Annotated in this window: 8 protein-coding genes; 5 read left to right on the top strand and 3 right to left on the bottom strand. The window is 51.9% G+C overall.

The genetic code is table 11. From position 1 onward, the window contains the following. Nucleotides 1-9: 9 nt before the first annotated feature. On the top strand, nt 10-591 hold the full coding sequence (locus Q1A54_RS11690) for a hypothetical protein (protein ID WP_299988147.1): 582 nt from the start codon (nt 10-12) through the stop codon (nt 589-591). A gap of 15 nt (nt 592-606) precedes the next feature. Here the strand turns inward: Q1A54_RS11690 and Q1A54_RS11685 are convergent, their stop codons facing one another. Both Q1A54_RS11685 and Q1A54_RS11680 read right to left on the bottom strand, forming a co-directional pair. Then, a complete protein-coding gene (locus Q1A54_RS11685; RefSeq protein WP_299988144.1) occupies nt 607-3,018 on the bottom strand; it encodes a TonB-dependent receptor in 2,412 nt (803 codons plus the stop codon). 8 nt (nt 3,019-3,026) lie between these two features. After that, entirely contained in the window at nt 3,027-3,590 is a 564-nt protein-coding gene (locus Q1A54_RS11680; RefSeq protein WP_299988141.1) for a PepSY-associated TM helix domain-containing protein, read from the bottom strand. A gap of 146 nt (nt 3,591-3,736) precedes the next feature. Between Q1A54_RS11680 and Q1A54_RS11675 the strand changes: the two genes are divergently transcribed. Further along, nucleotides 3,737-4,207 (top strand): hypothetical protein, encoded by a 471-nt coding sequence (locus tag Q1A54_RS11675; RefSeq protein WP_299988138.1) that lies wholly within the window; start codon nt 3,737-3,739, stop codon nt 4,205-4,207. 152 nt (nt 4,208-4,359) lie between these two features. Here Q1A54_RS11675 and Q1A54_RS11670 read toward each other — a convergent pair whose 3' ends face one another. Continuing rightward, nucleotides 4,360-7,545, bottom strand: coding sequence for a glycosyl hydrolase (locus Q1A54_RS11670; RefSeq protein ID WP_299988135.1), 3,186 nt, complete (start codon nt 7,543-7,545; stop codon nt 4,360-4,362). A gap of 503 nt (nt 7,546-8,048) precedes the next feature. On the opposite strand from Q1A54_RS11670, the gene dnaK reads away from it, so the two are divergent. The 3 genes from dnaK to Q1A54_RS11655 all read left to right on the top strand — a co-directional run bounded on the left by dnaK (nt 8,049) and on the right by Q1A54_RS11655 (nt 12,091). After that, nucleotides 8,049-9,980, top strand: a complete 1,932-nt coding sequence (gene dnaK / locus Q1A54_RS11665; RefSeq protein ID WP_196115104.1) for a molecular chaperone DnaK — start codon at nt 8,049-8,051, stop codon at nt 9,978-9,980. A 171-nt stretch (nt 9,981-10,151) separates the two neighbouring features. Next, nucleotides 10,152-10,817, top strand: a complete 666-nt coding sequence (locus Q1A54_RS11660; protein ID WP_299988130.1) for a hypothetical protein — start codon at nt 10,152-10,154, stop codon at nt 10,815-10,817. Between the two features lie 35 nt (nt 10,818-10,852). After that, the gene (locus Q1A54_RS11655; protein ID WP_299988127.1) at nt 10,853-12,091 is read left to right on the top strand and encodes an outer membrane beta-barrel protein; all 1,239 of its coding nucleotides are present in this window, start codon (nt 10,853-10,855) and stop codon (nt 12,089-12,091) included. Nucleotides 12,092-12,122: the final 31 nt, after the last annotated feature.

The following is a 12,122-nucleotide window of genomic DNA, read 5'->3' as shown; positions in this document are numbered from 1 at the left end:
TTCCAGCTTATGAAAACCAAACCTCTACTCTTCGCACTTTTTTTCATCTCCTCCTTCACCGCAATGGCCCAGAACAAATGGACTCCCAAAGTTGGCTATGGTACCGTGTATGCTGGCAACGGCGACATTCCCGGTCACTGGTTCATAGGTGGTATGCAGACGCAGATCTCAAACCGCTCAGGCTTTGAGATACTGGCAACTGGCACTTACATTGAGCAGACCCGTCGCTGGGGCCAGGGGTATGAGACCTTTCAAAAGTCGAATGGCGTAGCGCTTGAAGGGTTGTATAACCTGTTCATCAATGCTGGCCCTGTCCAGATCTACCCTGCTGCAGGCCCGGTGCTCAGGTATGCCAGCGAACGGGAGTTGTACGGGCTTTCCATTCAGTACAATGGGCAGGGTGGCATCACAGACTTCGAGCCCGAAATGCGCTCTAGAAATGGTTTGCAGGCAGGCTATGCGTTGGCGCTGAACCTGGATGTAAAGGCAACACAGCATCTTACTTTCGGATTGAGAGGCTCCGTGCAAAGCTTCCACACCGGTCAACGACTGGCGGCTGTAGGTATTACGCTAAAGAATGCGAGGTGGTAGTGCTACAGCGCTTACTTAAATAGTAGCCCGCACCGACAGCACAAAGTTTCTGCCCGGCGCTGCTATACCTGCGGAGTAAGGTCGGTAGCGCTGGTCGGCGATGTTCTCTATACCTGCGCTTAGCGACAGGTGCCGGCTCAGTTGATAAAGCGTCTTCAGGTTGAATGTAGTCCAGGCGGGGCTGTACGGGTTACCGTTTTTGTCAGTGGCGTACAGATAGGCTTTGTCCTGCTCTTCTGGTGCCAGTTGGCTATACCTGATCGCTCCGTTATACACGGCGTATAGATCAGCCTTGAACCGGTTACGGCTATAGGTCAGATGGGTCGTGCCGAAAGCTGGTGCGGCATGGCGCAAGGGAGCTTCTTGGCCATTGTCCAGTTCCTCGCGCCCGTGCTGTATACTATACCTGGAGGTGAGGCCAAAACCAGCCGGGAACTTCAGTTCTATACCTGCCTGTACACCCCATACCCTGGCATGGGCGGCATTCTGGATCGCCTGCACCTGGCTCAGTTCTCCCTCGTATTCGATGCTGCTCTGCCCGTTTAAGGTATAGTCTCGTCGCACCAGCGCATCCTGCAGATAGGTATAGAAAGCAGTCGCATCCAGTTTCAGCATCTCCCCGAATGTTTTAGCAAATCCCAGGTCCGCATTGTAGGCGTACTCCGGTTTCAGGTCCGGGTTCGGCACTACGACCAGCCCCGGCGCGGAATCGAAGATCTTGCCGATGTCGTCCACGTTTGGTGATCTAAAACCAGTTGAAAAATTAGTGCTTAGCTGCCAGCTTGGCTGCGGGCTATACACTACACCGGCACTTCCAGTCACAGCACCAGTATTGATGTCGGCGGAAGCGAAAGGGAGATCATAGAAGCGGTTGTCGAAAGCTGCATTGAGCAGGATGTGGTTATACCTGGCCCCTGACAGTACCGTGAGCTTCTCCCCTACTTTGAATCGATAAGTCAGGAAAGCGGCGTAGGAGCTCCAGTCTGCCCCGTCCGGATACCTGGACGGTCCAGGTACCGAACTGCCCGTGCTGGTATTCTCGTCGGTGCCGGTGGAGTTCACTTTATTATAGATCGCCTCCAGACCATAAAACAGATGGTGCCGCTGGCCTAGTGCCTTCTCAAAGTCAAGATTGGCGGAGTAGGCATTAACTTTTTCGAAGCGGTTATAACGGACCGGCTTGCCGAAGTCGCGGTTATGGCGGCTCTCCTCAAAAAGCTGATGCGCCAAGCCAATGTTCACTTGATCAAACAGCATGTTGCTGGCCTGGTGCGTTGCCTGCAGGTGCTGCATGGCCCATACCTGCGGACCATAGTACCATTCCGCCGAGCGCAGTCTGCCATTTCGGTATAGGGTCAGGCGGTCGTAGCGGGGCACATCAGAGGTGGAGGAATAGTGGAAACCGTACTGCAAGTCCCAGTTATTGCTGGGCCTATACCTGATCTTCTGCATCAGGTTCAGCTGGTCGTAACCCGTGTATACCTGACGCTCTGGGTCAGGATTAGTAATTACTTCATCCTGTCCATTTTGGCTGCGCACATACTCTTTCCGCAGGTAACCATCCGGCCCATTTGATCCCATTGTCAGGTCGCCGTAATCGCTGAAGGTTGCGCTGGTCAGGAAAGCCCATTTTTTCAGGCCGTAACTCAGATCGAGGTGACCGGTTTGCTCGTGGTTGGCCGAAGACCATCGTACGGCAGCGCTGCCTTTGATCAAAGGTGATGCGTCTGTCGAAAACTTCGGTGACAAGGTATAGAAGTTCATTACGCCGCCAATAGCATCGCTGCCGTACATGACGGAGCCCGGTCCGAACATCACTTCTGTTTTTTCTGTGGCGAAAGGATCAAGGGAAATAACATTCTGCAGATTGCCGCTCCGGAAAATGGCCGTGTTCATGCGCACACCGTCCACCGCAAGCAGTACCCGGTTGGTAGCAAATCCGCGGATCATAGGGCTTCCGCCTCCACCCTGACTTTTCTGGATAAACACCTCCCCTGCCTGCCCCAGCATGTCGGCGGCAGTCTGAGGTTGCTGCAGCAGCATATCTTTGGATTTGATGGTACTGACCCGCTGCGGCACTTCCTTAGCAGCCTGCTGCCATCGGGTAGCCGAAACCACCACGGTGCGCAGGGAAATGTTGTTTTCGCGCAGGTATAGCTGAAAGCCTTGCCGCTCCAGTTGCCCGAACGATAAGATTTTCTGATCATAGCCCACCAAGCGGACCACCAGACTATCGAGTCCTTTGAACTGCCTGATGTCTACCTGCCCTTTACTGTCAGTAAAGCTGATCTGGTCGAAACGTTTGCCGGAGAGCTGCACCATCTCCAGGGGCTGCTGCGTGACCTGGTCTTTCACAGTCAGTACTTGCCCGAACGTGGAGGTGCTGAGCAAGCATAGCCATCCCATCAAATGCAGCAGCTTTTTCATGCAGTCTACTAGCCCTTGATCTTTCTGATCTGTTTTGGATAAAACCACAGGAAGAACCCTGTGATAGAGAGGAACAGCAATCCGAAGCCCAGCACGTTCATAGAAATCAACTTAAAGAAATCGCTGATGATGGAGCCGTCGTGTACTTTTTCGATCCAGTCAGAATGGCGGCGTGCCACGGAAAGCACTTTGCCGGTGCTGGCATCCAGCTGCACTTCCCAGCTTCCTTCCTGGAAAATGGTTTTGACGATGCCTTTGTCGAGGCGGGCCTCAATCCGGTCGATAGGGTTATTGCTGATCGCCGCTGCCGAGTCCAGGCTGGCGAGCGAACGTGCTGACAGTTCAGCTAACGGCAGCCACTGTTGTAGGTCTGTGCTGGTTCCTTTTTGAGTAGGCGGCTGCAGCAGGTCCACGTCTTTTTTCCAGCCCAGCAGTATACCTGTTATACTGCTTATCAGGATAAACACGCCTAGAATCAGCCCCAGGTAACGGTGATACACCCGGAAATTACGCAGCCGTTCGGCAAGCGTTTTTACTTTCTGTTTTACAAGGGTGGCAGTACTGGTACTCACGTAGATAGATCAGAATAGGTATGAAAGCCCAATATCCAACAATTGCGGCAGATAAACAATGTGGCGACACCAGTCTTTAAAGTTTGGATACTAATTGCAACCATTCCCCGTTTTAGAGACTCTTACGGTTGAAAAACTATACTATTATGATTAAACTTTTCTATCCACTCCTGGCCCTGGCGCTCTTTACGCAATGCCAACAGGACGAGTCCTATGAAACCACGGAGTTCAAAAAAGGTACCGACGACCTGAAGTTCGGTCAGGAGGCGCTCCTGCAGCAGTACGGGCAAATCACGCTGTACGGCGAGGAGGTGCCGCGTCGCCTGATCGTATCCCTGAAAAGCATAGAAGATTCCCGCTGTCCGATTGATGTTAATTGTGTGACAGCAGGCAATGCTAGTGTTTTGCTACGAGCCTCCAACAGTCATGGCGTGAATGAAAACATCACACTCTGCATTGGAGACTGCGGTACGGAGGCAGCCAGAGAAACCCATACCGTAGAAGCTGCAGTTGGCGATGTCAGTTACAAATTCACTCTAAAAGATGTGAAGCCATACCCTGGCCAGGCACACGAAGGCGAAGTGCAAAAGGCACAATTGGTGGTGGAGAAGCAATAGATCCTTCAGCTATACCTGACTCCGTCGCCTATACCTGTCATTTGAGAATAGCGCATCCTGCTTTTCAACAACATCAGTTTGCAACACGAACAAAATAGAAAGCCCTGCCAGGAATGGCAGGGCTTTCGTTATTTAAAGGTATAGGCTATACCTTACAAAGATCCAGTTGCCGGAGCCGCTTCTGCTTTCTTCACCGAGATCGCATCCACGCCTTTCTCTTTCACCAGTCTGTTCAGCGCAGGCACATCCTGTGTTTGTACCTGCTTAAACAAATTCAGCTGCTCATCGATCTGGGCCGTGATTTCCTTTTTGAAAGCATAGGCCTGATCAGTCGGTCGGAAGTCGCCGGTACTCACCTGTCCCACCAGGTTCGCCAGTTTGTTGTTCAGGCGGATCGGGAAGTTGAGCGGGTCCTGGCCGCTGCGGTTCTTGGTTTGGTAGAGCGCCTCTTCAATGGCGGTAATCTTCTTGTCGATGGCCGTGGCAGACTCTACGACATCCTTGTAGTTCTCCTGCCCTTTCAGGTTTCCTTTGAGCGTGTTGAGCTGTGCCCGCATGGTACGGATGTCTTTGATCGCATCATGGGTTTCGGTCAGCTTGTCACGTACCTCGGTCAGGAAGGTGAACTGTGCCGCCCTGTCTTCCGGCGTGGCTTTGGTGCGCGGGTCAGGCAAGATGGTAAAAGCCGTTTCCTGACTCTCCTTGTTAACCGTCAGCTTTGCTTTGTAGTTTCCAGGTATAGCCTTCGGCCCTTGCAGACCGCCACCCCACAGGATGATGCCGTCGAAACGGCTGGCCTCCGGGTAACGCATGTCCCACACGAAGCGATTCATACCTTCCTTCACGGCCAACTGGTCCTTTTTCTCTTTCGCATTGCTGGCGTAGCTGCGAATCAGCTTACCGTTTTGATCCATGATCTCTAACTGCACCACCGTGGCGGAATCTGGTTTAGTTGGCAGGTAATAGTGTACCATCACACCGCCCGGGTGGTTCTCACCCGCTGTTTTGGAAAGGCCACGACTGCCACCATCCATTTTGTAAGTATCCAGCGGCTTGTACAAGTGGAACTTACTCTTGGCTATACCTTCGTTTAGCTGGTGCAGTGGCGTTAAATCGTCAATAATCCAGAAGCTTCGGCCCTGCGTAGCGGCAATCAGGTTGTCGTTTTTGATGGCCAGGTCCGTGATCGGCACAATCGGCAGATTCAGCTGGAACGGCTGCCAGCTCTGTCCATCGTTGAACGACACATACATGCCATACTCAGTACCGGCATACAGCAAGCCGTCACGCTTCGGATCGGCGCGCACTACACGGGTGAAGTGGTGCCCAGGTATACCTGTGGTGATTTTTGTCCAGGTCTTGCCATAGTCGGTTGTCTTGTACAGGTATGGGCTGAAGTCGCCGGACTTGTACATAGTAGCGGCCACATAAGCGGCACCTTTTTGAGTCGGGTGCGCCTCAATGCTGTTGATCTGAATCCATTCCGGCATGCCTTTCGGCTGCACTTTAGTCCAGCTCTTGCCATTGTCACGCGTCACGTGGATCAGGCCGTCATCCGAACCAGTCCAGATCACGCCCGGCTCTGCCGGTGACTCGTTAATGGCGAAGATGGTGCCGTAGTACTCCACGCTGGTATTGTCTTTGGTGATCGGTCCACCAGACGGTCCTAATTTGGTTGAGTCATTGCGCGTCAGGTCCGGGCTGATTGTTTCCCAGGACTGCCCTTCGTTATAAGTTACATGCACGTGGTTGGAGGTGGTGTAGAGTTTCTTCGGGTCGTTGGGCGAGAACATGATCGGGAAATTCCACTGGAAGCGGTACTTCATGCCTTCGGCGCCATGCCCCATCGGATTGTCCGGCCACACGTTGATTACCCTTTCCTGTCCGTTGCTGTGATCCACGCGCGATAGAAAGCCACCGTAGTTGCCACCGTACACGATCTCCGGATTCTCCGGATTCACGGCCAGATGTGCACTCTCCGAACCGGCTGTTTCTTCCCAATCATCTTCCGTAATACCCCAACCAGTAGAGCGGTGACTGATGCGCACAGTAGAGTTATCCTGCTGCGCACCATAAATGCGGTACGGAAAATGGTTGTCGGTTACAACGCGGTAAAACTGGCCGGTCGGCTGGTTGTTCATCGTGCTCCAGTTCATGCCGCCGTCCGAGGTTACCTGCGCCCCACCGTCGTCGGCGATCACCATGCGCGACGGATTCTCAGGCGCGATCCACAAATCATGGTGGTCAGCGTGACCGGCATAGGCGGAGGTAAAGGTTCTGCCGCCGTCCTTGCTGCGGTGATAAGCCACGTTCAGCACGTATACCACGTCCTCGTCTTTTGGGTCGGCATATACGCGGGTATAATACCAGGCCCGCTGACGCAGGTTGCGGTCGTCGTTCATCTTCTTCCAGGTCAGGCCACTGTCGTCGGAGCGGAACAGGCCGCCTTCATCAGCTTCCACCATCGCAAACACACGGTTAGAGTTAACCGGTGATACTGTCACGCCAATGATGCCCAGTGTACCTTTTGGCAGACCTTCGTTCTTCGAAATATCTTTCCAGGTGTCACCGCCATCGGTACTTTTCCAGATGCCTGAACCCGGTCCGCCGGAAGACAGACTATACGGGGTGCGGCGCACGTTCCAGGTGGTGGCGTAAAGGTGGCGCGGGTTGTTCGGGTCAATGATCAAATCTACCGCACCAGCATCTTTGTTGGCAAACAAGGTCTTCTTCCAAGTTTTGCCACCGTCCGTGCTTTTGAACACGCCCCGTTCTTCGTGCGACTTGTACAGGTCACCCATCACAGCCACATATACAATATCCGGATTTGTCGGGTGAATGCGAATGCGGCCGATGTGCTTCGAATCCTTCAGGCCGATCTGCTCCCAGGTCTTGCCGGCGTCTACGGAGCGCCACATCCCATGCCCCGATGACACGTTACCGCGCACCGTCTTCTCTCCCTCTCCCACATAGATCACATTCGGGTCAGCTTCGCTTACCGCCACGGCACCGATGGACCCACCGAAGAAGCCGTCGGAAATGTTCTCCCAGGTAGAGCCGCCATCGGTGGTGCGCCATACGCCGCCACCCACGGTGCCCATGTAGTAAAGGTTTGGTTTACCGGGCACGCCTGTCACGGTAGCGGAACGTCCGCCCCGGAAAGGGCCGATGGAGCGCCAGGTCATGCCATTATATAGCTTGGCTTCGTAAGGGGCAGCTGCTTCTTTTTGTTTGCTTGTGCGTGGCTTCTGTTTCTGGGCCACCGCCTCCGGCGACGACATGGTCAGTGCCAGCAGCAGACAAGCCGTTGTGCCAGTTCTAAGAAAGGTGCTTTTCATGTAAAGGTGAGCGAAAAGGTTTTGGATCAGTTTGTTTGAACTTCTGATTTATAAAAGTTTAGCTAAAAAAGCAAACGGACTCGCTGTAGCAACCTGCTTCCTCACCCAATACCCTCACCTTAAACTTGATGCTGCTTTTTCTCTCCATAAGCGAAATCCGGCACCCTGTTCAGGCACAGCCATGTTTCAGATCTCTCCATTCTTTCAGGATGACAATTGATGAACACCCAAGGATCGGTGGCCCAAAGCAGCACCGTATGATTAGCCCCAGACGAGTGCTTTATTTTAGAACCTACAGCAAAGTAACACAGTACCAATACTGCAGTAATTATGTCGCACACGAGCGGGGCACCTGGTGCATGGTCAGACAAACAAGGTATAGCATACCTCATCCTGTGACAGAATGACAGGCAAAACAGCTATATATCGCCTTGGCACATCCCTTGTAATAGTGCTACCAACAGTAAAAAGAAATTGTAATCGAATCATTATAAAACTATAGAATGGGAAAGATAATTGGTATTGACTTAGGTACAACCAACTCCTGCGTTGCCGTAATGGAAGGTAACGAGCCGGTGGTTATTCCTAACAGCGAAGGCCGCAGAACTACTCCGTCTATCGTCGCGTTTCTGGACGGCGGTAAAGGCGAGCGTAAGGTAGGTGACCCTGCCAAACGTCAGGCAATCACAAACCCACAGAACACGATCGCTTCGATCAAGCGCTTCATGGGCCACAGCTACAATGAAGTAAGCGAAGAGTCCAAGCAGGTGTCTTACAAAGTGATCCAGGGTGGCAACAACACCGTGCGTGTAGAGATTGGCGACCGCCAGTACACACCTCAAGAGATCTCGGCGATGGTGCTTCAGAAAATGAAGGCTACTGCAGAAGACTACCTGGGCACGACGGTAACAGAGGCGGTTATCACCGTTCCTGCCTACTTTAACGATGCACAGCGTCAGGCAACGAAAGAAGCCGGCCAGATCGCAGGCCTTGAAGTAAAGCGTATCATCAACGAGCCTACAGCGGCTGCACTTGCTTACGGCCTCGACAAAAAGCACAAAGACCAGAAGATCGCAGTATTCGACTTAGGTGGTGGTACATTTGATATCTCTATCCTGGAGCTGGGTGACGGCGTGTTCGAAGTACTTTCGACTAACGGTGACACACACCTTGGTGGAGACGACTTTGACCAGGTGATCATCAACTGGCTGGCAGACGAGTTTAAGAACGACGAAGGTCTGGACCTGCGCAAAGACCCAATGGCCTTGCAGCGTTTGAAAGAAGCCGCTGAGAAAGCAAAGATTGAGCTTTCTTCTTCTAACGAAACAGAGATCAACCTGCCATACATTATGCCTGTTGACGGTGTGCCAAAGCACTTGGTACGCAAGCTGACTCGCGCTAAGTTCGAGCAGCTGTCTGACGACCTGATCCGTCGCTCTATGGAGCCTTGCAAGAAAGCTCTTCAGGACGCTGGTCTGTCAACTTCTGACATCGACGAAGTGATTCTGGTAGGTGGATCAACTCGTATCCCTAAGGTACAGGAAGAAGTAGAGAAGTTCTTCGGCAAGAAGCCTTCTAAAGGTGTTAACCCGGATGAAGTAGTAGCCATCGGCGCTGCGATCCAGGGTGGTGTACTGACTGGTGAAGTAAAAGACGTACTTCTGCTGGACGTAACCCCGCTTTCACTGGGTATCGAAACCATGGGTGGTGTAATGACCAAACTGATTGAGTCTAACACGACTATCCCTACGAAGAAGTCCGAGACTTTCTCAACTGCTTCAGATAACCAGCCATCGGTAGAGATTCACGTACTGCAGGGTGAGCGCCCAATGGCGAAAGACAACCGTACGATCGGTCGCTTCCACCTGGATGGTATTCCACCAGCACCACGTGGCGTTCCGCAAATCGAAGTAATTTTCGATATCGATGCCAACGGTATCCTGCATGTAACTGCTAAGGACAAAGCGACTGGCAAAGAGCAGAAGATCCGCATTGAGGCTTCTTCTGGTCTGAGCGAGCAGGAAATCGAGAAAATGCGTCAGGAAGCAGAAGCCAACGCCGAAGCTGACAAGAAGGCGAAAGAAGAGATTGAGAAGCTGAACGCAGCTGACTCTATGATCTTCCAGACCGAGAAGCAGCTGAAAGAGTATGGCGACAAGCTGTCGGAAGGCAACAAGTCTAACATCGAGAGTGCACTGGGTCAGCTCAGAACAGCACACGGTGCGAAGGACATCGCCGGAATTGACGCAGCGATCGAAAGCCTGAACAACGCATGGCAGGCAGCCTCTCAGGAGATGTACGCAGCCGGTGCCGGACAGGAAGGCGCAGCTGGTGCAGCCGGAAACGGCCAGCAGGCTGGCGGTCCGCAGGGCGCTGCTACTGACGACGGCGGTGTAACCGACGTGGACTACGAAGAAGTAGACGGTAAGAAATAAGCATTAACTCAAAATAGTGGAATCCCCTGTCGAGTTTCTCGGCAGGGGATTTTTTTGTTAGTAGCCTGTTGAAGATCAGTAGAATACCCGGTGTTTCCCTTAAAATATTTCCTCTGCTGATTTCCAAAAAACATTTATTTATTTCTATATTTCATGGTAAATCTTTGAGCCATGAAAACAACAAACCTCCTCTTGCTGCTGATGCTAGTAGCCAGCAGTGCCTTTGCCCAATTCCAAACAGGCAACAAGCTTGTCGGCCTACATGCAGGTGCGGGCTTTTCAAAACCCGACGAGTTTAGCCGTGTCACTTCTTTGGAAGCTTCCTCCTCCATGGGCTATTTCCTGAAAGACAAACTGGTAGTCGGCCTTAGTTATGGCTACAAGTATGCTGCAAATCGGGAGGAAAGAACATCTGCTCCCAGTAGCTCCAGTATGTTTTATTTCTATGACAACAAAACCATAACCCACGCTTATAACATAGGTCCTATGGCCCGCTACTACATTAGCCTGGGCAACAAGTTTGCCCTGTTTGCTGAGGGCACTGCTGGCCTTGCGTTTATCAGCGAGAGATCGGAGCTACATTACTCAGGCACGGGACAGTTCGGTGACCCCATGACGCCCTCATCTGGTTCACAATCCTCCTCAACATCTCGCTTAAGGGAGGCTTCGCTTTATGGCACCTTATCACCTGGTCTTGTCTTTTTCCCAAACGAAAGAATAGGTATAGAATTGAAGCTTAACGCGGTGGATTATCTATACGGCTTAGACAGAGGCAGTCAGTTAAAGAACTCCTTTAGCCTGAGTAAAACCAACCTGGGTATAGGATTTTACTTTTAGCACACCCTTACCCCCGCAACTCCAAAACAAACTTTATGAAACAGCTATACCTTGTATTTTTTCTGTGCCTTTGCTTGACACATGCCTTCGCCCAGCAAGATTTCAGACCTGGCTATATTGTCCGTAGTGGCGATACCCTGCAGGGCTATGTTGACTACCGGGGCGCTATCCGTAGTTCAAAAATAGCAAGCTTCAAAACCAGTCCTGATGCCAACGTACATACCTACAGTCCGGACGAGATTCAGGCCTATGGCTTTACCAATGAAAAAAAGGCATTCGAATCCTGGCTGGTGCCTACTCCGGAGCGTACAGGTTTTGAGCGCTTCTTTTTACACATCCTCATTAAAGGCAAAGCCAGCGTGTACACCATGCGGGACGAAAGAGACCGCGACCGTTTCTACTTCTCCAAAGACAATGGCGAACTGGTAGAACTTGGACAAACCTCTTACACGCGCAAAGACCAAACCAGCGGCAAACGGTACAAAGTACTTGACCAGGCTTTTCAGGGTGTATTGGGATCTGCATTTGTGGAGTGCCCCACTATTACTGAGAAGCGACTGTCCTCGGTGCAACTTAAGGCCAACTCGCTTCTCAAAATCACAGAGGAATATAACGATTGCATAGGTGCTGACATTCACCACATACAGCCGCCGTCTAAAATTCAGGTGACGATGATGCCGGTGATCAGCTATAGCGTGTCCTCTCTGAAACCTACGGGCTATCATCTTTATGTAGATGGCACTTATGAAAGCACCGGTCTGGGTATAGGCGGTGGCCTGGCCTTCAATGTCAGAAACCCGGCGCTCAGTGAGAAGCTTTCGCTGCAGTTAGAACTCCTGTATGCACCTTACCGCTTCAAGGGCGAGATCAATAATGTGAGCTACTTTGGAAGAACCACTGACTATGACCTGACGTTTGATCTGGACTATCTGAAGTTACCGGCCCAGCTACGCTATACCTTGCCTACGGGCAAAATACGCCCCTTCGTGAACCTGGGAGTATCTTATTCGCAGGTCATCCGTTCTAAACGCGTAGAAAAATCGCACAGCACTTTTCACTCCTCCAGCTCTGTTCAGGAACGGGAAGCACTGGTCGGCATTTTCAGAAAAGGCAACTTTGGCTTGCTTGGAGGAGTAGGTGTATCCTATCATGTCAGTGAGCATAAGGCCCTGTTTGTAGAGACGCGTTATGAAACAGCCGAGGGCTTCTCTCACCTCGGGGAGTTACGCTTACCTATTCACAGCCTGAGCGTGATGACCGGGTTTACCTTCTAACCGGCAGCCTGGTTTTGCGAGTTTATCAAAC

Origin of the sequence: uncultured Pontibacter sp. (assembly GCF_947502515.1) — a bacterium.
Classification (GTDB): Bacteria; Bacteroidota; Bacteroidia; order Cytophagales; family Hymenobacteraceae; genus Pontibacter.
The sequence above is the reverse complement of the archived record's forward strand: the minus strand, read 5'-3'. Positions and strand labels throughout refer to the sequence as shown.